The sequence below is a fragment of the Cyclobacterium sp. SOCE241 genome, from assembly GCF_056867545.1.
The window spans coordinates 5,560,314-5,584,228 of sequence record NZ_CP149779.1; the positions used below are offsets into that span (position 1 = coordinate 5,560,314).

Annotated in this window: 17 protein-coding genes and 2 pseudogenes; 18 read left to right on the forward strand and 1 reads right to left on the reverse strand. The window is 40.8% G+C overall.

Translation table 11 applies throughout. The features are described 5' to 3' along the window. The first annotated feature begins 55 nt into the window (after nt 1-55). The 6 genes and pseudogenes from WG932_RS28315 (at nt 56) to WG932_RS28340 (ending at nt 7,272) form a co-directional block, all read left to right on the forward strand. Nucleotides 56-1,485, forward strand: a pseudogene (locus tag WG932_RS28315) (Gfo/Idh/MocA family oxidoreductase). 29 nt (nt 1,486-1,514) lie between these two features. Further along, nucleotides 1,515-2,282 carry a dienelactone hydrolase family protein gene (locus WG932_RS28320; protein WP_483086133.1) on the forward strand — a complete coding sequence of 256 codons (768 nt, stop codon included), beginning with the start codon at nt 1,515-1,517 and terminating at the stop codon, nt 2,280-2,282. Continuing rightward, entirely contained in the window at nt 2,252-3,586 is a 1,335-nt protein-coding gene (locus WG932_RS28325; protein WP_483086134.1) for a hypothetical protein, read from the forward strand. The genes WG932_RS28320 and WG932_RS28325 overlap by 31 nt, the downstream gene beginning before the upstream one ends. A gap of 39 nt (nt 3,587-3,625) precedes the next feature. Further along, nucleotides 3,626-4,969, forward strand: coding sequence for a Gfo/Idh/MocA family protein (locus WG932_RS28330; RefSeq protein WP_014020979.1), 1,344 nt, complete (start codon nt 3,626-3,628; stop codon nt 4,967-4,969). A 58-nt stretch (nt 4,970-5,027) separates the two neighbouring features. Then, nucleotides 5,028-6,374, forward strand: coding sequence for a dipeptidase (locus WG932_RS28335; RefSeq protein ID WP_483086135.1), 1,347 nt, complete (start codon nt 5,028-5,030; stop codon nt 6,372-6,374). Nucleotides 6,375-6,666: 292 nt separating this feature from the next. Then, nucleotides 6,667-7,272 (forward strand): glucosamine-6-phosphate deaminase, encoded by a 606-nt coding sequence (locus WG932_RS28340; RefSeq protein ID WP_483088735.1) that lies wholly within the window; start codon nt 6,667-6,669, stop codon nt 7,270-7,272. Nucleotides 7,273-7,404: 132 nt separating this feature from the next. On the opposite strand, the gene WG932_RS28345 is transcribed toward WG932_RS28340, so the two are convergent. Beyond that, nucleotides 7,405-8,442, reverse strand: a complete 1,038-nt coding sequence (locus tag WG932_RS28345) for a LacI family DNA-binding transcriptional regulator (RefSeq protein ID WP_014020982.1) — start codon at nt 8,440-8,442, stop codon at nt 7,405-7,407. A gap of 989 nt (nt 8,443-9,431) precedes the next feature. On the opposite strand from WG932_RS28345, the gene WG932_RS28350 reads away from it, so the two are divergent. The 12 genes and pseudogenes from WG932_RS28350 to WG932_RS28405 all read left to right on the forward strand — a co-directional run bounded on the left by WG932_RS28350 (nt 9,432) and on the right by WG932_RS28405 (nt 23,883). Next, nucleotides 9,432-9,860, forward strand: a complete 429-nt coding sequence (locus tag WG932_RS28350; protein WP_483086136.1) for an RNA polymerase sigma factor — start codon at nt 9,432-9,434, stop codon at nt 9,858-9,860. Between the two features lie 143 nt (nt 9,861-10,003). Then, the gene (locus WG932_RS28355; protein ID WP_483086137.1) at nt 10,004-11,038 is read left to right on the forward strand and encodes a FecR family protein; all 1,035 of its coding nucleotides are present in this window, start codon (nt 10,004-10,006) and stop codon (nt 11,036-11,038) included. Between the two features lie 248 nt (nt 11,039-11,286). Then, a complete protein-coding gene (locus WG932_RS28360) occupies nt 11,287-11,715 on the forward strand; it encodes a hypothetical protein (protein ID WP_483086138.1) in 429 nt (142 codons plus the stop codon). Between the two features lie 29 nt (nt 11,716-11,744). Then, nucleotides 11,745-12,884 carry a TonB-dependent receptor plug domain-containing protein gene (locus tag WG932_RS28365; RefSeq protein ID WP_483086139.1) on the forward strand — a complete coding sequence of 380 codons (1,140 nt, stop codon included), beginning with the start codon at nt 11,745-11,747 and terminating at the stop codon, nt 12,882-12,884. A gap of 38 nt (nt 12,885-12,922) precedes the next feature. Continuing rightward, nucleotides 12,923-14,719, forward strand: coding sequence for a SusC/RagA family TonB-linked outer membrane protein (locus WG932_RS28370; RefSeq protein ID WP_483086140.1), 1,797 nt, complete (start codon nt 12,923-12,925; stop codon nt 14,717-14,719). A 50-nt stretch (nt 14,720-14,769) separates the two neighbouring features. Beyond that, nucleotides 14,770-16,347 (forward strand): SusD/RagB family nutrient-binding outer membrane lipoprotein, encoded by a 1,578-nt coding sequence (locus WG932_RS28375; protein ID WP_149393853.1) that lies wholly within the window; start codon nt 14,770-14,772, stop codon nt 16,345-16,347. A gap of 293 nt (nt 16,348-16,640) precedes the next feature. Beyond that, nucleotides 16,641-17,894 (forward strand): CocE/NonD family hydrolase, encoded by a 1,254-nt coding sequence (locus tag WG932_RS28380; RefSeq protein WP_483086141.1) that lies wholly within the window; start codon nt 16,641-16,643, stop codon nt 17,892-17,894. After that, complete coding sequence (locus tag WG932_RS28385; protein ID WP_483086142.1) at nt 17,891-18,487, forward strand: CocE/NonD family hydrolase; 597 nt, start codon at nt 17,891-17,893, stop codon at nt 18,485-18,487. The genes WG932_RS28380 and WG932_RS28385 overlap by 4 nt, the downstream gene beginning before the upstream one ends. 244 nt (nt 18,488-18,731) lie before the next feature. After that, the gene (locus tag WG932_RS28390; protein WP_483086143.1) at nt 18,732-19,283 is read left to right on the forward strand and encodes a RidA family protein; all 552 of its coding nucleotides are present in this window, start codon (nt 18,732-18,734) and stop codon (nt 19,281-19,283) included. Between the two features lie 230 nt (nt 19,284-19,513). Next, nucleotides 19,514-20,464: a bile acid:sodium symporter family protein gene (locus tag WG932_RS28395; RefSeq protein ID WP_483088736.1), complete on the forward strand. Its 951-nt coding sequence runs from the start codon at nt 19,514-19,516 to the stop codon at nt 20,462-20,464. A 248-nt stretch (nt 20,465-20,712) separates the two neighbouring features. Next, a pseudogene (gene ggt / locus WG932_RS28400) lies at nt 20,713-22,370 on the forward strand (gamma-glutamyltransferase). 151 nt (nt 22,371-22,521) lie between these two features. Further along, nucleotides 22,522-23,883 carry a hypothetical protein gene (locus WG932_RS28405; protein WP_483086144.1) on the forward strand — a complete coding sequence of 454 codons (1,362 nt, stop codon included), beginning with the start codon at nt 22,522-22,524 and terminating at the stop codon, nt 23,881-23,883. The last annotated feature ends 32 nt before the right edge of the window (nt 23,884-23,915 follow it).

Genomic DNA, 23,915 nt, shown 5'->3' on the forward strand with positions numbered 1-23,915 from the left:
TATTTTAGGGTACGTGCATCATTTTTTATATATTGAGTGTTAAATATTTTGTTCTATGAAAAATAATCGAAGAGATTTTCTAAAATTATCCGGTATTTCGGGGCTGGGAGTGGCAGGTTCAGCCTTATTTCCGGGGGCAAGCTTTGGAGCCGATGAAAGCAAAGGCTACGAACAAATAAAAAACCTGGGGCATAAAAAACACAAACAGGTTTTTAATATGTCCGGCTATGCTGCCCCGAAAATTAATACAGTAAGGATAGGGGTAATCGGCTTGGGAAGCAGAGGATCTGCAGCCGTTAGGAGATTGAGCAAAATTGAAGGCGTGGACATAAAGGCCCTGTGTGACCTAAGACCGGAGCAAGCAACACAGGCCAAGGAAAAGCTTTCTGAGACTTCACATAATCCGGAACTGTATTCCGGAGATGCAGAAATATGGCAAAAACTAGTCGAGCGAAAAGATCTGGATTTGATTTATATTACCACCCCTGGGAATTGCATACCCCCATAGCACTTTATGCCATGGAAACGGACAAACATGCTGCAGTGGAAGTTCCGGCGGCCATAACAATGGAGGAATGCTGGGCCTTGGTGGAAACTTCTGAACGAACCAGAAAGCATTGCATGATGCTAGAAAATACCTGTTATGATTTTTTCGAATTGATGACCTTAAACATGGTGCGCCAAGGATTCTTTGGGGATATAGTACATGGTGAAGGGGCCTATATTCACGACTTTATACCTAGCATATTCAGTAAAAAGAAATGGAACATGTGGAGGTACCGACACAATGCCAGCAGAAATGGAAACCTTTACCCAACTCATGGTTTGGGGCCCATATGCCAGGCCATGAATATCAATAGGGGGGACAGGCTTGATTTTCTGGTTTCTGTATCCAGCAAAGATTTTGTCTTGGGAGAAATGACCGCAAAATTGGCAGAGGAGGATGATACCTACAAGGAGTTTGTAGGCAAACCTTTTCGTGGAAACATGAATGTGACCACCATAAAAACGAAAAAAGGAAGTACAATTATGCTTCAGCATGATGTTTCTTCACCCAGGGTGTATTCCAGGATTCACTTGGTAAGTGGAACCAAGGGAGTAGCCATGAAGTACCCCTTACCGGGAAGAATCGCCACCAGCCACGAGGGCTGGCTTTCGGAAGAAGAAATGAAGGTGCTTGAAGAAAAATACCAACCCGAAATTGTCAAAAGAATTGGAGAAATGGCTAAGGAGGTCGGTGGCCATGGTGGGATGGACTTCTTGATGGATTGGCGGCTTATTGACTGCTTAAGAAATGGTTTACCACTGGAGCAGGATGTATATGATGCGGCGCTTTGGAGTTCCATATTCCCATTAAGCGAATGGTCGGTAGCCAATCGGTCTTCTGCCATAGATGTGCCTGACTTTACCGGAGGTTCTTGGCAAAATAACACCCCTGTGGATATCAATTTGACTCATGGAGGAAACACCGGCATCAACCTATAGTCCTGAAACTGACATTCAATATCCTATTTATGAAAAAAATCCTTCTTTTATACTTGTTTGTGATTGCCCAATCATTAGCTGTCAACGCCACAGAGCGAATGTATGTCGTGGGTTTTTCTATTTTACCTTCTGATAGTTTGCCGCAGGTCTTGGCACCCAGTAGTGCTGATATCCTAAAGAGCAGAATGAAGCAAAAAGCCCAAATAAAATTTGCAAGCCATTTGTTGCCGGAGACACTACAGGAATGGAAAAAAAGGAAAGAAGAAATAAGAGCGGAAATATTCGCCAATAGCGGTTTGAATGTAGATCATGATTTGGACTTGGACCTGAGAGAAACTGCCACCATTCAAATGGATGGCTATGTGATCAAGAATATCTATTTTCAAACCCAGCCCGGGGTTTATGCAACGGCAAATCTTTTTGTTCCGGATGGAAAAGGGCCTTTTCCGGCGGTGGTCAATATGCATGGACATTGGAAGGAAGCCAAAGGTGCCGAGAATATACAATCAGTAGCCCATAGCTTGGCAAAAAACGGGTATGTTTGTTTAAGTATGGATGCCTTTGGGGCCGGAGAAAGGGGGACAACCCATATGGATTTTGAATACCACGGTTCCAATTTGGGGGCCTCTCTGATGAATATAGGGGAAACGCTTCTTGGTGTTCAAGTAGTAGACAATATGCGGGCGGTGGATCTTTTAAGTTCATTGCCTTATGTGGATGCAGAAAATATTGGCGCCACAGGGGCGAGCGGGGAGGTAATCAGACCATGTGGTTTGCGGCTATGGATGAAAGAGTAAAAGCTGCAATGCCTGTGGTGAGTGTAGGTACATTTGAATCTGCAGTAATGGGGTCCAACTGTGTATGCGAACTCCTGCCCGGAGGACTGTCTTTTACCGAGACCTCGGGGGTATTGGCTCTTTATGCACCAAGAGCATTGAAGATGTGTAACCACAACAAGGATAGCAATGTTACTTTCTATCCCTCTGAAATGCTACGAAGCTATCATAACGCCAAACCGATTTTTGAGCAATACGAGGCTGAGGAGAAGATCTCCTATGAATTGTTCGATTTGGAACATGGTTACTGGCCTGAAGATAGGGAAGCCATGTTGGGTTGGTTTGACCTACACCTCAAGGGAATAGGTGATGGAAGTGCCCGAAAAGAAATCCCTTTTGAAGTACTTCCTTTTGAGGAATTAATGGTTTTTCCAAAAGGACAGCGGGACCCGAAGGTAGTAGGGGTGGCAGAATATGCAAGAGCAAAAGGGCAGAAATTAAGAAAAAGCTATATAGAAAAAACTTTTTTAGAGCAGGAGCTTGTGCTTGAAGATTTAACATCCCTCTTGAAAATTAAAGCTTCTCCTTTGGTAAAAATGGTACATCAATTTTCTTCTGATGGAACCTGGGATAGACTTGCTTTGGAAAGCTCTGAAAATCTATTGACCCCATTATTGATAAAAAAACCCAGCCATTCAGGTCTTGGCTATGTTCTGCTTGCAACGGCCGCCGGTAAACAGAAAATTCCCCAAGAGCGAATGGATACATGGACAGAAAAAGGTTATGGGATAGTCATTGCTGAATTGAGCGGTACAGGTGAAGCGGCTTCAGCAGAAGATCAAAAGGTAGATTATTTGACACCTTTTCATACCTTGGCCAGGGCAAGACTATGGCTCGGAGAAACGATGATGGGTCAATGGGTAGGTGAATTGGCCATGGTTTCCAAATTTATGAAAGAAGAATATGCTGCCCAGAATTTGATCTTTGATGGGGAAAAAGAAGCCGGTTTGGCCGGACTTTTTCTCGCCGCAACAAATAAAGGTGTATATGAATCCCTTACTTTAAGAAATACTCCGATAAGTTACCTTTTTGATAATCGTGAGGGGGTTGATTATTTTTCTTTGGCCATCCATGTGCCAAAATTTCTCCAATGGGGAGATGTTTCCTTAGCTGCAGGCTTGACGGGGTTACCCATTACTTTTGCCCGACCAGTGACCATGTCCGGGGAGCCTATCCCCTCCAATAAGGAGATGGAGTGGCAAGATGAGTTTGCATCCATCAGAACCTTACTAAAAACCAAAGGAAACGTAATATTTGAATTTTAATACCCACCAATAAAATTAGAAGCATAAAACCAATAGATTATGAAAACAATAAACAGAAGGAAATTCATCCAAAATACAGGTTTGCTTACCGCCTCGGGCTTGTTGGCTCCTTCATTTGGTTATGGACATAAAAAACAAAAAAGTCGAGTCGTGTTGGTAGGAACAGGAGGGAGAGGAATTGGAATGTGGGGAGCTCCTGTTCAAGAAGAATACAATGATATATTGGAGTTTGTAGGTCTTTGTGATATTAACCCGGGAAGGGTGGCTTATGCCAAAAAGAAAATGAAAGTCGATTGTCCTGTTTACACGGACTTTGACAAGATGATGAAAGAAACCAAACCTGATACTTTGATTGTGACCACTACGGATGCCACTCATCATGAGTACATCATCAAGGGATTGGAAGCAGGCTTGAGGGTGATCTCTGAAAAGCCTATGACTACCGATGAGTTCAAATGTCAGGAAATATTTGATGCAGAAAAAAGAACCGGCAATAATGTAATCGTTACCTTTAATATGCGGTATTCCTCTTATGTGCAACAAATCTGGGAGCTACTTAGGAATGGTGAAGTGGGCGATATTAAATCCGTAGACCTTAACTGGTATTTGGATACCAGTCATGGGGCAAGTTATTTCAGGCGCTGGCATGGTGAGAAGGAGCATGGAGGGACCTTACTTGTTCATAAAGCAACTCATCATTATGATGTGTTAAATTATTGGATGGATTCAGAGCCAGAAGAAGTTTTTGCTTACGGCTCATTGGATTACTATGGGCAGAAAAACAACAAGTTTAATAGCACCAATTGCCGGCCATGTCCCCATAAATCCAAATGTAACTTTTATTGGGACATTACTGAGAGCCAAAGTTCCATGGACCTGTACGTGGCCAATGAAAAACATGATGGTTACCTCCGTGATGGTTGCATCTATAGGAAAGAAATTGATATTTATGATACCATGGCTGTTCAATATAAATATGCCAATGGTGTAAAAGTAAATTATTCACTGACTGCTTGTTCACCTTACGAAGGCTATAGACTGGCCATTAACGGGTCAAAGGGAAGATTGGATGCCTGGATTAAATCTTCGATGCCTACAGGTGTGCCACCTTACCAAGAAATTACCATTAGAAATCTTTTTGGAAATGTTAAAAACATCAAGGTAATGCCCGAGTCGGGGGGACATGGAGGCTCGGATCCGAGGTTAAAGGATAAGATCTTCAGGTATCCTGATGCACCGGATCTTTACAAGCAATCTGCAGGTTCTAGGGATGGAGCCATGTCAGCATTGATTGGCATAGCAGCCAGGAATAGCATCGAAACCGGAAAAATCGTACGGATTGAAGACCTTACTTCTTTGGTTCCGGTAGCGAAAAAATCATAGAAAAATCCTGAGATAGGTTTCTCAGGATTGTCGAAAGTATAGCATTAACTGTTTTTGTATGGATCATCAGAGAAGGAAATTTTTAAAAGTTTCCGGGTTGGCAGTATCGGGTTTAGGGGTAATGGAAAGCTTTGCAGCAGGTCAACTCGGCAAGCAGAAAGTAGGCCCCGTGTTTCAGGATCCAGCCCGCTTTCAAATCACCAAGAATATGAAAGAGGCTTACCAGGTGGCACTTAATGTTCTGAAACCCAGCAAAAGTCAATTGGAGCATGGGCTTGAGCTACATAAGGATGCCGTCGTAGTGGATTGTTATGGTTTTATGCCTCGGGCAGCAGTGGATGGAGAAAGGATGAAAAAAGCCGTGGAGGAAAATGCTTCTCCATTGGAGCTTCAGGACATGCAGGAAGATATGAGCATGACCCGATTTGTGGAAATTCAGCGTGAAACAGAAGAGTTTATCAATGCTTGGAAAGCTTCTGGAGTCACCTGCGTGATCCAAAACTCCGGAGAGGAAGGTAGTGCCATAGAAAGATTGCTCAAACGGTTGTCACGTTTTACTTATGCCACAGATTGGATGAAGGACATCCTAATGAAAGCAGTGACCCCAGAAGATATCTCGCTGGCAAAAGAACAAAATAAACACTCCCTTTATTTTACGGGGAATGGGGTACCCCTGCCTCAGGATTGGGTTTCGGTGGAAGAGGAGCTTCGCTATATCAGGGTGTTTTATCAATTGGGCATTCGAATGATGCACCTCACCTATAATAGAAGAAATATGATAGGGGATGGTTGTGGTGAGCCCATTGATGCCGGGTTGAGTGACTTTGGAAGGGCTGTGGTTAAAGAAATGAACCGCGTTGGAGTCATTGTTGATATTTCACATTCCGGCTGGCAAACCAGCTTGGACGCGGCTAAATTTTCTGACAAACCAATGGTGGCCAGTCATAGTACCGTAAATTCACTCTACCCACATTTTCGTGCCAAGCCTGATAATGTAATTAAGGCCATAGCTGATACGGATGGGTATATGGGTATTTGTTGTATCCCTTGGTACCTGGGAGGCTCAGGGGATATCGCTTCCTTGATGCAACACATAGATTATATGGTCAAGAAATTTGGGCCGGACCGAGTGGCCATAGGTACAGATGTGGCTCATAATTCACAGTATGCGTCAGAGGAAAACAAGAAAATCCCCGGGTATAGAAAACCTCGGAATCGATGGGAGGCCTTATGGCCTGATCCCGAAAAGGAGTTTACCACAAGCAAGGAGATGACCCAAAGTCTGGCTTGGACAAATTGGCCATTGTTTACAGTCGGCATGGTTCAAATGGGCTATTCTGATGAAACCATTCGGAAAATATTAAGTGGCAATGTGCTGCGGGTAGCTAGGGCTGCAATAAAATGAAATGTATACAAAGATCGGGTTTTTCCCGCTCTTTATTTAATGGAAACCGGTCTTTGCTATGCAGGGTACGGTACCGAATAAAAATAGATGATTAACCATAGCCTAGGCTGACCATATGTAAGTGTTTTTTTATTTACCTTAATTTTAATTATATGATAATATTTCAATCAGAGAATCCTAAAGCGCTTGGAAACTTAGCAGGAGAGGCAGCAGCTCCTCTGATCAGAGAAGCGATTGCAAAAAAGGCAAAGCGAATTTAATATTAGCCACCGGTACCAGCCAATTTGAAACCATTTCCAGGCTTTTGGATGAAGAAATTGATTGGAGCAAAGTGACGGTTTTTCATTTAGATGAATACATCGGGATTCCTATTAGTCATCCTGCAAGTTTTAGAAAATACCTCAAGGAAAGATTTGTAGATAAAGTAGAAAACCTAGGTGCCATACATTACATCAATGGAGAAAATGACCCTGAAGAAGAGTGCAAAAGGCTAGCTGCCTTAATCTCAGGTAAGGAAATAGATGTGGCCTTTGTAGGTATTGGGGAGAATGGGCACTTGGCTTTCAATGATCCGCCTGCAGACTTTGACACCAAAGCACCTTACCTTGTGGTAGACCTGGATGAACCATGTCGAATACAACAAATGAATGAGGGGTGGTTTGAAAAGATGGAGGATGTCCCGGCCCAAGCCATCAGCATGTCCATTCAACAGATCATGAAATCCAAACATATCATATGCTCCGTACCCGATGAGCGGAAGGCTAAAGCCGTTCAAGCTTGCCTTGAAGGTGAGGTGAGTAATTTAAATCCCTCAAGTATTCTGCAAGAGCATCCTTCCTGCAGCATTTTCTTGGATGATGCCTCTGCTTCCTTGTTGTCCCAGCCAATACAGAAATAAACCACTAAATTAAACCACTAACCCTAAATCGTATCCTTAGGTCAATTAATAGACCTTGGGATGCGGTTTTTTTGCCTTCGCTTTTCTTTTTCAAGTTAAAGGCAGGATAATATCAAGCCCAAAGGTTTTATTTTAGGGCAAATCAGCTTTTTTTACTACTGTGCTTGATCGCATGCTGGATTCTCGAATGATTAATTCCCCCGGTAAAATAACCTCTTTTGGGATTAAGTTTTCTTTTTGGATATGTTTGAGGAGCAATTCACAAGCAATGCTACCTATTTCAAAGGCAGATTCAGATACTGTAGTGAGGGTAGGGGTAATTAAGGTGCAGATGGGGTCGTTGGTAAAACCAACCACTCCAAAATCCTTTCCTATTTGAATGTTTTGTTGCTTAAGTTCAACCATGGCACCAATTGCTTTCCGATCATTCACTGCAAATATGGCTTCCGGTTTTTTTGACTTGGCCATGAGTTTTTGAAGATCTTGTGCACCGCATTCTTGTGAAAATCCATTGTGAATAATCCATTTTTTCCTGACAGGTAGGTTGTGGTGCTCAAGGGCATTTAGGTATCCATTGAGCCTGTTTTGAGTAAACATCTGGTCCTTTGGTCCGGTGATATGGGCTATTTTGGTAAATCCTTGCGAGATCAGATGAGATGTGGCTTCAAAAGCACCATTGTAATCGTCCTGTTTTACTTTGGAAGCATTGAGGCTGTTGGTCCGGTCAAAAAACACAACAGGAACCCCTTTGTCCATGATTTTATGAATATGGTCGTAATTACTTGCACAGGTTGAGATTAGTATTCCATCAAGTCCCGAGAGGATTAAGTTATTCATGATTTGGCATTCCCTTTCCTCAGCGTCATTGGTTAGGTATAGAACAATATTGTAATTGTACTCATATGCGATTTTCTGGATTCCTGTGATGACCGTAGAAAAATAATAGTTGGTGATAAAGGGAATAATGACCCCGATATTGTTGGTTTTTCCTTGGGAAAGCCCTCTCGCATTGTAGTTTGGTTTATAATTTAGTTCCTTGGCTTTCTCAAGGACCATCTGTTTGGTCTCTAGGCTCACATCAAAAGCATCTCGCAAAGCTCTAGATACAGTGGAGACTGAAATATTCAGTTCGCGTGCAATGTCTTTAATGGTAATCGTCTGGCGTAACATTTACTTTTTATCAATAGGTCCTATAATATGCTGCTTATTTTATAAAAATAAAATAAGAAATGTATGGAATGGTAAAATTTATAAGGTATATGTGGCTTGAATTTGTATTGATTTGATATTAAAAAATAACGAATTAATCCGTTGTTTTTGGTGGTGAATTTGTGATTTGGTTTCACCATTCAACACTTGATTCAGCTATATTATACTTAGAATAGGAAAAAATCAGGCGCAAAACTTTTATTTAACAGAATAACAACCTAAATTTTACTAAGCTTGAAAAATGGGATGATTTAAAGATAAAAAATCATCCTAACATTGGGCATTTAGTGAATCAATACTTGAGATCTTGGGAGAAAAAAGGGTCGCCGGAAAATTACTTAAGTATTAAACTATGTCGTTTCAAAATATATAGGTGTTGAAGGATACTCTTAACCATAAGGTAAAGATAAGTTGATTGGCACTTTAACCTATTACCTGTTCAATTAACAATGCCCAAGTCCTATTGATTTAAAACAACATTCAATTCGGAAAATGTATGTGCAAGTGCATTGACTGATAAGAAATATATAAATAGAAGCCTTGAAATAGGGAGCTTTCCTTGTCCCTTTAATCAATATACAACGGCTCAATATAGGTCTTGTCAATTTTGTATGAAAATGATACATTTTTTGAGCTAAACTATAAATGTTATCCTGCACCTATATGGTAGTAGGGTTATAATTCATATGGAGTTATCCGGAGGGAAAATAGAGACTTTCAATTGACACTTACTCATGGAGAAAAGAACACAAAAGTAGCGGGTTCTTTTGCTAAAAAACCGAGGATCGCAATAATGATGCGGTATTATGGGCTGAATTTAAGGGAGGTAATGAAATTGCTTTTACTGCCCTATATGAACGGTATATTGTGGATTTGTTTAATTATGGAGAGATCATAACTGCTGACAAAGAATTGATTGAAGACAGCATTCATGATTTATTTGTCGAGCTTTGGAAAAAAGGACATCAATTGGGCAAGCAGTATCCATTCGCTATTATTTATACAAAGCCCTCAAGAGAAAAATTGTCAAAAATTTAGAGAAAAAGCGAAAATCCCCTTTAAAAGAAAGCTTTAACGACCATGATTTTGAAATTGTTTTGCCTCATGATTTGGGGATTATATCCGGGGAAATTACTTCTATTCAGAAAGAAAATATTCTGAAAGCACTCAATCAACTATCCAGAAAACAGAAAGAAGTAATCATTTTACGATTTTATGATGGCCTTTCTTTTGCTGAAATTTCAGGTTTACTTGGTATTAGTCAAAAGTCCACTTACACCTTGGTTTACAGAGCACTTGCCTCAATGAAAGAAAGTATGGATAATAAGCTGTGGTATGTTCTTGCATTGAAAGTATATTGTGTAAGTGATTGCCTTTAAACATTCCTTCCTTTCCTTCGGGAATAATTTTTTTAAAATTTTATCAATTTTTTGAGGTAATTTCAGGAATAGCCTCCCCTTATAGATATACACCGGAAAATGAGAAGAGTTTTCTTTTTCTTTTTTTCCTTAAATCAATCTAAATGAAGTCAGGTATTCATTCTGTTTATGACCTATTGGTAGATATTTCCTTTCTGGATTGGGTCAAAAGTCCTACGAAAGAAACAAACAGGTTTTGGGAAGAATGGCAAGGAGATAGTCCAGAAAGGAAACTCATGTTGCTAGAAGCAAAGGCAATTGCCAATGGGATAGATTTCAAAAAAACCAGTCCTGAAAATATTCGGAAGGAATTGATATTTAAAAGAATCCAGGACTCTATTCATGAGGATAAAGAAGAGCCTGCTCCGGAAAATATAAAAATAAAGTCCAAGCTGGAGAAGGGTGTAGCTAAAAATAGCTGGCTGAAATGGGCTGCAGTATTTATAGGGATCTTAGTAATGAGTGGCATATACTTTTTTGTTTTAAATGAAAGTATGATTACCCATAGGACGGCTTATGGTGAAACCAAAAGCATTTTACTGCCTGATGGGTCTGAGGTAAAACTCAATGGGAATTCTTCACTAAGCTATTCCAACAGTTGGGAAATAGGGGAGGAAAGGGATGTGTGGTTAGAAGGAGAAGCCTACTTTACTGTAAAGCATTTGGGGGGCCATGAAAAGTTTATTGTTCATGCTACCACCGATTTTAATGTGGAGGTTTTGGGGACGGAATTTAATGTGCTTAACCGAAAGGGAAAAACAAAGGTGGTCTTGTCTTCAGGAAAGGTCATGCTTAACCTCCAAAAGGAAAGCAGTGAGGAACGCTTGCAAATGGCCCCGGGAGAAATGGCGGAATACCTTCACCATGAAAAGATTATTACGAAAAAGGAAGTAGACCCTCAGGTGTATACCTCATGGAGAAATAACCGCTTACTCTTTGAGGATACCTCCTTGAGAGAGATAAAAACCATACTTGAATCTACCTATGGGCTCAAGGTATTGGTTGCAGACAGCAAATTACTTGAAAAACGGGTATATGGATCTGCCCCTAGCAATGACGTTACCTTATTGCTGGAAGGCCTGGAGAGGAGTCTGGGAAATGAGATATCGATAGAAGGAAAACTTGTCACAATTAAATAAAATAAATAAGAGGAATATCAAAGTCATTGGCTGAAGGAATCATTAATTTGATACCAGCTGATATAATTTATCAAACCACTATATAGTACTACCGAATAATTTTTTCATCGGAGCTTAAATACAAGGATTTAAGCTATCCGAAGAGATTGTAAAATTGCTTTAACCAAAATGATCATTTCCAGAGAGTTAATTTTCTTACCTCCTTGGGATGGTTAAAAACTATAACTAACAACCTAACAATTTCGAATATGAAAAAACTTAACAAAATTAAATTTTCATTACTCGTCTTTATGATCGGGATAATGAATATTCAAGCCCAGGAACTCGCACTGGGAGATGGAAATCGGGTAGCTCACGTTGAAAAGAAAGCTTCAACAAATAACTTAAAGGCTTTAATTAAAAAGCTGGAGCCTATGTATGAGGTTTCTATTGTCTGCAATAGTGATTTGATACATACCAAAATTGCTTATGAAGTTACTGATCAATCAAAATCAGTAGAGGAACACTTGTCCAAATTAACGGCAATCAGCAATCTAAGTTATCATAAATTGGATGAAGGCTTCTATGTAATTGCCGATAAGGAAGAAAAAGGAGCCATTAAAAATGATGCTTTACCGGTAGGCCTACCCAATAGCAATGCCAGGCAATCTGCAAAAAAGAAGCAAACAGATCGATAAAAGCTGAGGAGGAAAGCATCTCAGGTACTGTGTCTTCCGAAAATGGAGAAACCTTACCCGGTGTAAACGTGCTTCTAAAAGGAACCAATATTGGTACAGTCACAGACATGGATGGAAAATATTCCATCACCGTTCCTAACAGTACCGGAACCTTGGTTTTCTCTTTTATTGGTTTTTCTTCTCAGGAAATACCAATTTCAGGAAGAAGCATTATCGATGTTACCATGGTAGATGAATCACAAGCTCTTGGTGAAGTTGTGGTAACAGCCTTCGGTTTGGAAAGAAAAAAGGAATCATTGGTTTATTCCGTAACAGAGGTTAGAGGAGAAGAATTTACCAAATCCAGAGAAACCAACTTGGCTAATTCCTTGACCGGGAAAATTGCCGGTGTAAATGCAACCAGTATGGCAAGTGGGCCTGGAAGTTCCAGTCGGGTAGTCATTCGTGGAAATGGCTCCTTAAATGGCAATAACCAACCGCTGTATGTAATCAATGGTATGCCAATATCCAATAGTCCTGCCACGGTAAAAGATCAAGCCAATGGTGCTACTACTGATTTGGGAGATGGGATTTCCAGCATCAACCCTGATGATATCGAATCCATTAGTGTACTTAAAGGTGGTGCGGCAGCGGCCCTATACGGGAGTCAGGCGGCCAATGGTGTAATCTTGATAACCACTAAAAAAGGAACCAGGCAAACCAAAGGTATTGGTATAGAGATTAACTCTAATTTTACCTTGGGAACCATCAATATTTTCCCTGAATATCAGTATGAATATGGGCAAGGAAGCTTAGGTATTCGACCTCAAAGTCAGGGCGAAGCCATAAGTACCGGGCGTTTGTCATATGGTGAGCCCATGGATGGTCAGCCATATGTGCAGTTTGATGGAGTCGAACGACCTTATTCAGGCGTATCGATCAAAGACAATATCAAAGCATTTTATAGAAACAGTACAAATATCGTAAATACTGTATCGTTTTCTGGAGGAAATGAATCAGTTCTTTACCGAGTGTCTGCCTCAGATCTTCAATCAGGAGCTATCGTAAAAGGCTCTACTTACGACAGGCAAACAGCCAATGTGAATTTAAAAGCTTTTTTAAGTGATAAATTGAGCTTTGATACCCAGGTGCAATACAACTATGAAGTAGGAACCAACCGTCCGGGGTAGGTTATGTAGGGACCAACTCTGCGTGGGGCGTCTATTTGTTGGCCAATACGGTCGATATTACTGATTTAGCGCCTGGCTACAACCCGGAAACCGGGCAGGAAGTAGAATGGCAACATGTAAATCAAGCCACAAACCCTTATTTTGCCAGAGACAGAATGGGAAACAAAGATGTGAAAGACAGGGTGATGGCTCAAGGAAGTCTCACCTACGATTTGTTACCTAATTTGTTTATCAAAGCGGATTTTATGCGGGATTTTAGCAGCTGGAGAGAGGAAGATTACTATCCTGTAGGGACAGCTTTCAGACCTTTAGGAACTTACCGCTCACAGGAAGAGCTTCGTACCCGAAGTAATGGTCGTGTGATAGCCAATTACAACACTACCTTTAGCAATGGCATTAACTTAACAGCAATGGTAGGGGGCAATCTAGAACGTGATATTTTGGATGTTTCCAACCTTATAGGTTCTGAATACATTATTCCTGATTGGATTAGCCCTGTTAATCTAAATATCCTGGCTCCTTCTAAAGGGTTTTATCGAACAGGGACCAATTCTGTTTTCAGTTCCTTGGATTTTAACCTTAAAGAAACTTACTATCTAAGTATCACAGGTAGGCAGGATCAGTTTTCTACCCTGAACCCCGGAAACAATAAAATCTTTTATCCTTCGGTGGGTGGTAGTGTAATTTTATCAAATGCTTTTGACCTTCCGGATGCGATAAGTTTTGCGAAGTTAAGGGGTTCTTGGGCTCAGGTAGGTTCTGCCACAGTGGATGCCTATGCCATCAATCAGTTGTATGGTTTTCGTTTGGGAGGGCATTTAGGTGTGCCGGTCCAAACTTCCAGTTCTGCTATCTCAAACCCAGAATTGAGACCTTTGACTTCTACTACTTCGGAGATAGGATTTGATGCTCAGTTTTTTGACAACAGGTTTGGTATAGACTTTACCTTATACAGCAAGATCAATCAGGATGATATCGTTTCAACGGCCATCGCTCCTTCTTCTGGAGCTACTTCAACCTTATTGAATGTAGGAGAAATTAGCAATAAAGGTATAGAATTGCTATTGACCGGTAATCCCATAAGGACATCAGTATTTTCTTGGAATGTAAGCTATAATTTGGCCTACAACAAAAATAGGGTGCTAACCTTGGCCCCGGGCCAAGCCACCGGTAACAGTAGCTTATTGGGCAAAGACTCTAGTACACGTTTTGGAAGAAGTTATGAGTATACAGAGGACGGAATTCGCGTTTACAATAGCTTAAGTGGATACGCTATGTTAGGTCCCACCATGCCACTTGGTATAGGTGTTCCACCATATACCATGGGTTTTGAAAACACCTTTACTTATAAAAATTTCTCCCTTAATGCACTTATTGATGCCAAATTTGGAAACCAGTTCTTTTCCCAAGCAAAACAGTACATGTGGAGATTTGGTTTGCTCAAAGAAACCTTACCGGGTAGAGACAATGGCTTGACAGTAGAAGGTGTAGATGAAAATGGAGATGCATTTTCTAAGACATGGCCTGCCAGTTTTATGTCTACTTATTATAACAATGATGGGCAATATGCTACCAACTTTATGATCGATGGAAGCTTTGTTAAATTAAGAAGTGTGGTTTTGAATTATAACATTCCTGTAGAAAAATTACAGTTTGTGAATTTAACCACCGCTCAAATATCATTGGTGGCGAGAAACCTTGCTATCCTATACAGAAACTCAGATCATTTTGATCCGGAACAAGGGTCAGATCCTAATAGCAACTCCCAGAATTTCTCTGGAGTAATGCTGCCAAGGACAAGAGAGATAGGTTTTAATTTAAGGGTGGCATTCTAATGAGGCTTTCCCTATGTATCACCAATTTATTTCTTAAACAAAATGATATTATGAAAAAGTATTCAAATATATATATAATTAGTCTTGCCCTAACACTAATAGGCATGACTTCCTGTAACGATTTTACAGATAGTTTAAGCGACTTGAATAAAAACCCGAATGCGTATGAAGAGGTTATTCCTGAATTTCTTTTTACAAATTCATTGCTCGATGGGGTCTCATTTAATTTTACCAATGGAGCAGATGGGCAGCATTTTATCTTTGCCCAGGCAATGCAACACTTTTCTACGCATTCAGAGGTAAGAGGAACAGGCGACAAATATTTCAATGAAAGTGCTGCCAGAAGTCATTGGCCGGTTTACAATACTGCACTCGCAGACAATGAGCGAGTGATCAATGCTGTGAAAGACGACCCAAATTCTATCAATTTGCTTTCTGCAGCAAGAATCTGGAAAGTTTATATGTTTCATTTGGTAACAGACCTTCATGGTGATGTGCCTTATTTTGAAGCATTGAAAAGTGCAGAGGGCCTCTTGCAACCAGTATATGATACCCAAGAAGTGATTTACGAAGATATGTTGGAGGAACTGGAACAAGCGGCGGCAGCATTTAATCCTTCATTGCCTACTTTTGGCCCTTCAGATTTGTTTTACGGGGGAGATATAGATAAATGGAAAAAGTTTGCCAATTCCTTAATGCTTAGATTAAGTATGCGATTGACAGAGGTTCGTCCGGATTTGGCAGAAACTTGGGCCAAAAAGGCAATTGCAGCGGGGGTGATTATAGAAGATGATGAAATCGCAAAAGTTTCTTATTTAGATGGGCAAATAGAGCACAGTAGAAATCCCAAAGCAGCTAATTTATTGGTTCAAGATTACCAAAATCCACAGGCAGGCGTTAGCAATACCCAAGGAGGGAAATTTGCAGAAACTTTTATTGAGCACTTGAAAGCAACAGGAGATCCTAGGTTGAACGTAATGTCAGTAGTTTGGGTAGATAATCCTGATGGAGATGGGTATGTCTATGATACTGCTACAAGCATTCAAAGGGGGATGAAGAATGGGGCTTTATTTGGGGAGCCGGATGATTTTCATACCTATTCCGAACCACATCCAAATACTGTGTTGAGTTATGCCAGCCCGGTATTGACGATGACCAATGCTGAAACAAACCTATTATTAGCTGAAGCAAGCATTAGAGGTTGGTATGGAGGAAGTGCCAAAGCTGCCTACGAAGATGCCGTAAGGGCAGGAATGAGGCATTGGGCCCTTTTTGGAGACGAGGGGATCATTTCGTCCGAAAAAATTGAGAGTTATATAGCAAGGAATCCCTTTAAAGAGACAGGGACTTTTGATGAAAAACTTGAGCAAATCAGTACACAAAAATGGGTCTCCTTATTCCTTGATAATTATGAAATCTTTTCTAACTGGAGAAGAACCGGCTACCCGGAGTTAATTCCTACCAATTATCCGGGAAATATTACCGGAGGCACCATCCCTAGGAGGTTAATTATTCCGGACTCTGAATTGAATCTGAATGAGGATAATTTCATGGAAGCCTATAATAGGCAGGGTGTAGGTAACTTACTTACAAGTACAGTTTGGTGGGATCCTAAATTTCCAAGATGAAATGCCTATATTTAAATAGAATTTTATTTTCCCTGAGCTTGGTTGTTAATCGATCGAGCTCAGGCTTTCACTTTAACCTGAAATGTGTAATAGACAATTTAACTGCTAACACCACATTAAAATCAATCCCTTGTTGTTTCAATTTGACCATAGCGATGCTATGCTACAATCTGGAAATAGCTTGATTTTCTTGCGATAATATCACTCCCTGACAAGTTCAGAACTGGCATTTCGATTCCTATTACATAGTCCGGGTTTAATTACAATTTTTAACCAACGTACTATCATTAAAAATGAAAAGAAAAGCACATTTAAGTAATGAGAAACCATTAAATTTTAAACAACAACTTGGAAAACCTTTCTGGCTATTAATTTGTCTGATGATAGTTTCCTTAGGGCTGGTCCAAGGAAATCCTGAACCTGATCCAATTTTATATGAGGTAAAAATTGAAAGGCACCAGCCGGTAAAAATGAGGGATGGTGTTATTCTTTATGCAGATATTTATAGACCAGCAAAAGAAGGCAAATATCCGGTTATTTTGACGAGAACCCCTTATGGAGTACAGCGTGTAGGTGTGCACCATGAGCGAATGACCAAATTTGCTCAAAGAGGTTATGTGGCTATTGTTCAGGATGTTCGCGGAAGGTATGAAAGCGAAGGAATATGGGATCCTTTTAGGGATGAGGCAAAGGATGGTTTTGATACCATAGAGTGGGCAGCAAAATTAGACTGCTCCAATGGTAAAGTAGCCACCCAGGGAGGAAGTTATTTGGGACATAACCAATGGGCTGCTGCCAGTCAAGCACCCCCAAGCCTTGAAGCAATTTTCCCATCCGTGGCCTCTACCAATGTATATGCCAACTGGATTACCATGGGAGGAGCCTTCAGATTAAGCTTTAACTATGGTTGGGGTGTAGTTAGAATGCCAAATAAAATCATGCTTCCTCAGGATTGGCACACTGCGGCTTATACACCGGAAGAGCTTAAATATGAGAATATTTTATACCATCTTCCATTAAAAGACGGTGACTTGGCCAGTGCAGGAAAAGCAGTCCCGCATTACAGGGATTGGGTCACCCATGAAGCTTATGATGACTATTGGAAAGAGGTAAGTGATGAGGAAAGGTTCAATAAAATTACTGTTCCGGCTTACAATACCGGAGGTTGGTTTGATATATTCGTGATGGGTACCATCAATGGATATGTAGGCATGAAAAACCATGGTGGAACGGCTGAAGCAAGAAAAGGAACGAAAATGCTTATCGGGCCTTGGGGACATGGACCATCTAAATCTAACTCATATGGGGATATGAAATTTTCAGAAGATGCTTATGTGGATCTTTTTGAAGAAGAATTAAAGTATTATGATTATTATTTGAAAGGTATTCAAAATGGCCTAGACAAAGAAAAGCCGGTCCAAATTTACTATATGGGCGAAAACAAGTGGAGGCATGAAGACGACTGGCCAATTCCCGGAACTGTATACAAAGAATTGTACCTAGGAGGTGATGCTCCGGCAAATTCTGTTAGAGGAGGGGAACTTTGAGTTTTGAGAAAGCAGATAAAGCGCTTACTGATACCTATACCTATGATCCACAAGTTCCAGTGCCTACTTATGGAGGCAATAATTGTTGCGGTACACCTACCCCTGCTGGGCCGAAAGACCAAAGGGTACTCGAAAGAAGAAACGATATTTTGGTCTATACTTCCGAATTTTTGACTGAACCTGTTTCCATTGCAGGGCCTGTATCCATGAAGCTCTTTGCTGCCACTGATGGACCTGATACAGACTGGATGATCAAATTGGTAGATGTTTACCCTGATGGAAGTGCCTACCCAATATCTGAAGGGATATTGAGGGCAAAGTTTAGAAATGGTACAGAAAAAGCAGAGCTATTGAAAGCCAACAAGGTTTATGAGTATGAAATAACACTTACAGGCACTGCCAATGTTTTCAAGCCGGGTCACCGAATAAGAATAGACATTACTTCAAGTAATTTTCCGCAATTTGACAGGAATCCCAATACCGGTAAGCCATTGGGAAGCAGTGACGAAACAAGAGTTGCCCAACAAACAATTCACCATGGAGGACCAAGAGCAAGTCATATTATCCTACCCATTGTAAAAGGGTTTGAATAAATAGCTTTACAATCAACAACCACTTATAACCACTAATGCTATAATCCATTCTCTGAAATTCGGGGAATGGATTATTTATGCCTATAATATTGGGATTGAGGGTTTGAAATTAGCTTGTTTTAAGTAAAATTGTACCATTCATCAAAAACTGGCAATCAAAATTAACAATATTTACTTATATTAAATTTAGGTTCGCATATTTGATGGTCTTATATTACCCATATGTTTTAAATTCACTTCTGTTATGACAATTAAAATTCATCAAATGCTATTGCTGGCAATTTTCCTTTTGGTAGGCCAGGTTCAATTCTCTTTTGTGCAAAATTCAGGTAACGATCCCGAAGCCAAATTAAAAGAAATGGGTATCATCTTGAAAACCCCCGGGGACCCTACCGCTAATTTTGTATTGGCCGTTCAGGTTGGAAACCTTGTTTTCCTATCAGGACATGGTCCTATGCAAGAAAATGGAGAATATATGAAAGGTAAACTGGGATCTGAATTGACCGTTGATGAGGGGGCATTTGCCGCTAGACTGACCGGTATATCGCTTTTAACCTCACTCAAACACACCATAGGGTCTCTCGATCGGGTAAAGAGAATTGTTAAAGTCTTAGGAATGGTCAATGCTGCTCCTGATTTTGAACAACATCCTCAAGTAATGCATGGTTTTTCTGATTTTATGGTTGAAGTTTTTGGAGAAAGTGGTATACATGCACGCTCCGCTGTAGGAATGGGGTCTTTGCCTTTTGGTATTCCCGTAGAGATTGAAATGATCGTAGAATTGAAAGAGGAATAAACAGAATTAAACAAATTGGCTAACCTTTATAATACCATTTGCTTTGAAAATTCATGGGATTTATAAAATAATAATTGCATGTTCCCTATTGCTTTTCATCATGGCAATGGCAATGCTTTTCACTCAGAATACGGATTATATAGGGCCTGTCCTGATGGCTTTTTTTATCAGCAGCCATTGGGGTCAGGGCCTTTCAAGCTACAAAAGGGCTTTCGTTTACTTTAATAATACTGACGGTCGTTGTTACAGCATTAAATTTTCCGAATTATTTTCTTGAATTCAGAGGGTATGAACTAGCAGGGTTAATCACGCCTTTGATTCAAGTGATCATGTTTGGCATGGGGACTTCCATGGGGATTAAAGATTTTATTGCCTTGGGGAAATCTCCTAAATCAGTCATTGTAGGGGTATTTGCACAATTTCTTTTGATGCCATTGATCGCTTTCGCATTGGCTTCAGCAAGTGGTTTCTCACCGGAAATATCTGCCGGCCTTATTTTATTGGGATGTGCACCTGTATCTGTAGCTTCCCCGGTTTTTGCTTATTTGGCCAAAGCCAACGTAGCTCTTTGCATCACTATCGTTTCCGTAACCACCCTTTTGGCTCCTTTATTTATTCCTGTATTAATGAAATTTTATGCCGGAGGATTTATCCCTATTGATGTTTTGGGTATGATGTGGAGCATTGTTAAAATGGTGCTTTTCCCTATTGGTGCAGGTTTGATTTTCAATAAGTTTCTGCATGGTAAGGCCAAGTGGTTGGATGCTTCCATGCCTTTTGTATCAATGGCGGGAATTGCATTGATCGTGGCCATTATCATGGCTGCGGGGAGAGATAGCTTATTGAATATGGGCTTAGTATTGGTCTTGATGGTGTTGTTGCTTAACCTGCTTGGCTATTTATCGGCATATTGGATGGCTCGATTATTCAAGCTGGAAGAACAAGATTGCAGGACCATTTCCATAACCACCGGTATGCAAAATGCAGGTTTGGTCTCCGGAATAGCCAAAGAAATGGGTAAAATAGCAACTGTTGGATTGGCTTCTGCTGTATGTGGGCCGTTAATGGGCTTTACTTCTTCTGTAATGGCTTCTTATTGGAATGGAAAACCTCTAAAAACTAATAAAGAAGAATTGATGGAGGGTCCAGAAAAACAACCCAAAATAGATGAAAACTCCTGATAAATAAAAACTTTAATCAAGGCCTGGATTTCTGTTAACAGAACAAGGCAATAGATTATTTTTTTAGAATCGGAAAAAAAGACATTAAAAATTAAAATGAAAAAAGTATGAAAACCAACTACAAAAAACACCCGGCTTTTAAAGGAATGCTGTTGGGAGTGATTTTGATGATGTGCATCTTTAGCTTTAATACCATGGCACAAGTGGCTAAAGAGAATCTAAGGCCGGCAGCAATAGGTAAAAAAGGAATGGTCGCGACAGCCAACCCACTGGCAAGCCTTGCCGGACAACAGGTTTTGGCCAAAGGAGGAAATGCCATTGATGCTATAGTAGCAGCAGCAGCCTCTCTAAATGCTGTTGAACCCTATATGTCCGGTACTGCCGGTGTGGGGTTTATGCTTTTTATTCCGCAGAAGAGGATAGGGTTAGGTCCTTGGCTTTTGGCGGTTGGGTGCCTAAGTCCTTTAAGGCAATGTCTTTGAAAGATGAAGCAAAGGCTGCTGATGGAGCAGGTCATGGAGCCATTGAGACTGTAGGACCTAGAATTGTCGCCATTCCGGGTAACCTGGCAGGATGGAATAGGGCATTGGAAGATTATGGGACCATGTCTCTCAAAGAGGTGTTTGAACCGACCATAGCCTATTTGGAAGATGGCGTTCCCATTACTGAATTTGACCAAGCCATGTGGAGAGGAACAGTGGAAAGGGTAAGGCCTCACAAAGAGTCCAGAGCCATTCTGTTTAAAGATGGAGAAAATCCTTACGAAATTGGAGATATTTTCACCAATAAACCTTTGGCAAAAACAATGAGGAGAATTGCGGATGAAGGTATTGAGGTGTTTTATCAAGGTGATATTGCCGAGCAAATTGCAGCGGCATTCAAAAAAGACGGAGGCTTTATCACAGTAGAGGATTTGGCAATGGTTCCGGGACGTGTGCAATGGACAGACCCCATTTCGATTGACTATAGAGGATATAAAGTGTACAATAACCCTCCTCCGGGAATGGGTATTCAGCAATTACAAACCCTTAAAATAATGGAGGGCTTTGACTTACAAGCCATGGGGCACAATAGTACAGAATACCTTGCCCATTTGATGGAAGCCATTTATTTGAGTAGGATTGATACGGATAAATATGTGGGCGACCCTGATTATGTAGATGTGCCTGTAGATAAATTGCTTTCAGACAGTTACCTTGACGAACAACGTAAGAAAGTGGTTGAAAGGGTGAAAAATCGTAAAATAGCCGATAGGAGTGATTTTACAGAGTCTGAGCTTAAATTGTTGGGCAGTTTAAAAGACAAAATGGATCCCAAATACCAGTATGCAACCACCAGCCTTTCTGCCATGGATCAATGGGGAAATGCAGTGGTTATTATCCAAACCCACGGTGGAGGATTTGGTTCTGGATATGTGGCCGGAAAAACAGGGTTGATTTTCAATAGCGCCATTGACTGGATGGAAAAAACACCGGGGTTGGCCAATAGTGTGGAGCCATGGAAAGCTGTAGGCTGGTGTGTGGGTGGAATGATGCAATTCCACAAAGATGGCAAACCTGAATTGGTAGTAGGTTCTCCCGGTAGTTTTGGGATTTTGCAGTCAGTACCTCAAGTAGCCATGAATTATATTGATTTTGGGATGAATATTCAGGATGCCATCAGTGCTCCTAGGTTTCGTTGGAAGGATGAATTGGGATCTGTGCCTGCCAAAGAAATTATCATTGAAACCCGCGTAGACAATCAGGTACTTAAAAGTTTAAGACAAATGGGCTATCTATTGGATACAAGTTTGGGAGACTGGTCCATGACAGTAGGAGGGGCACAAGGTGTTTCTATCGACAGAAAATCCGGTTGGATAATGGGTGGAGCAGATCCCAGAAGAAATGGATATGCTGTGGGCTGGTAGCTGAAAATTACCGGACAGATTCTATTTGACTTATATTAAGGCGAATAGGACAATTCGGTCCTATTACATGAGGTGAGTTTTACTGATTGGTTAGATCAAACTTGTAGGCCCTCAAAATAATTTCATCACTTTAATCGCTATCAATACATAAATGAATAAGGAAAAAGAAAATCCGAGAAGAAATTTTATCAAAAAATCAGCCCTTGCAGCCACAGCCATTAATCTTTCCGGCATGTTCTGGGAAAATGATGCAAAGGCCATGGCTAAAGTTATAGAGCTAAGTAGTGATAAGCCTGCCTCAGCGCAAAAAACAGTCGCATTGATTGCCAATATCTATAGAAACAGTGCCCATGCAGATGTCATTGCTACCAAACTTTTTGTAGGAATACCTACAGATGATGGCATGGTAGCTCCACAAGTGAAAATTGTATCGGTATGGATCGACCAGATCGGAGACAATGATACCGGGGTACGCATTGCCGAAATGAATGGGGCAAAGATGTACGATACAATCGCAGGAGCCCTCACCTTGGGAGGTGATAAGCTGGCGGTGGATGCGGTCATCTATGTGGGAGAGCATGGGGAATATGATAAAAGTAGGTATGGTATCAAAATGTACCCTAGGATGAATTACCTGGAGCAAATTTTCAGGGTATTTGATGCATCCAATAAGTCCGTCCCTTTGTTCAACGACAAACATCTATCTTATAGTTGGTTAGATAGTAAATGGGTGTATGATAGGGCCAAGGAGCTAAAAGTGCCTATGATGGCAGGTTCATCTTTGCCATTTTGCTGGAGAGATCAACCCTTAGAGCATCCCTTAGGTGTAAAAATCACCGAAGCAGTTGCTATAGGGTATCACTCTCTTGATGCTTATGGATTTCATGTGGCAGAGATTCTGCAATGCATGGTGGAAAGAAGAGAAGGGGGAGAAACAGGAGTAAAAAGTGTACTGGGCCTGGGAGGAGATGATGTTTGGAAAGCCATGGATGATGGACGTATCAATTTAGATTTGGTGAATGCTGCATGTAACAAGATCAAAGGTCGGGAAAAAGGAAATATGAGGGAGTTGGTGAAGGATCCTAATGCCATTATTGTTGAATACAATGACGGTACCAAGGGGGCTATCGTTTTGCTTTCCGGTTTTGTAAATGGGGGATGGGCATATGCAGCCGACACCGCTCAGGGACGGGTAGCTACCGAATTTGTGCTGGATGGAAGCATGAGCTATTCTCATTTCAGTTACCTTTCCCTTAATATTCAGAAATTCATTGTAACCGAAAAACCTACAGCTCCTGTAGAAAGAACGCTACTTACCAGTGGGATTTCAGACATGGGAATCAGATCACTAGTAGACGGTGAGAAAATCGAAACACCTTTCTTGAATATAAAGTATTCAGCTGCAGGTTTTGAGCCAATCAGACCGACCGCCCCACGTCCTGAAGGGCAGAGCATAGGACCTTGGCCTCCTAAAGGTTATGAATTTATAATTCCTGAAAGATTTAAAAAATAGGAAAGTAGGGCCAAGGAAGGTTTTCAAAAAAA

Excerpts from the sequence above, each read along its gene's own strand:
- WG932_RS28405 (WP_483086144.1), top strand. The coding sequence starts at position 22,522 with ATGAATAAGGAAAAAGAAAATCCGAGAAGAAATTTTATCAAAAAATCA.
- WG932_RS28355 (WP_483086137.1), top strand. The coding sequence starts at position 10,004 with ATGAAGTCAGGTATTCATTCTGTTTATGACCTATTGGTAGATATTTCC.
- WG932_RS28335 (WP_483086135.1), top strand. The coding sequence starts at position 5,028 with ATGGATCATCAGAGAAGGAAATTTTTAAAAGTTTCCGGGTTGGCAGTA.
- WG932_RS28380 (WP_483086141.1), top strand. The coding sequence starts at position 16,641 with ATGAAAAGAAAAGCACATTTAAGTAATGAGAAACCATTAAATTTTAAA.
- WG932_RS28390 (WP_483086143.1), top strand. The coding sequence starts at position 18,732 with ATGACAATTAAAATTCATCAAATGCTATTGCTGGCAATTTTCCTTTTG.
- WG932_RS28320 (WP_483086133.1), top strand. The coding sequence starts at position 1,515 with ATGAAAAAAATCCTTCTTTTATACTTGTTTGTGATTGCCCAATCATTA.
- WG932_RS28360 (WP_483086138.1), top strand. The coding sequence starts at position 11,287 with ATGAAAAAACTTAACAAAATTAAATTTTCATTACTCGTCTTTATGATC.
- WG932_RS28325 (WP_483086134.1), top strand. The coding sequence starts at position 2,252 with ATGTGGTTTGCGGCTATGGATGAAAGAGTAAAAGCTGCAATGCCTGTG.
- WG932_RS28330 (WP_014020979.1), top strand. The coding sequence starts at position 3,626 with ATGAAAACAATAAACAGAAGGAAATTCATCCAAAATACAGGTTTGCTT.
- WG932_RS28375 (WP_149393853.1), top strand. The coding sequence starts at position 14,770 with ATGAAAAAGTATTCAAATATATATATAATTAGTCTTGCCCTAACACTA.
- WG932_RS28345 (WP_014020982.1), bottom strand. The coding sequence starts at position 8,442 with ATGTTACGCCAGACGATTACCATTAAAGACATTGCACGCGAACTGAAT.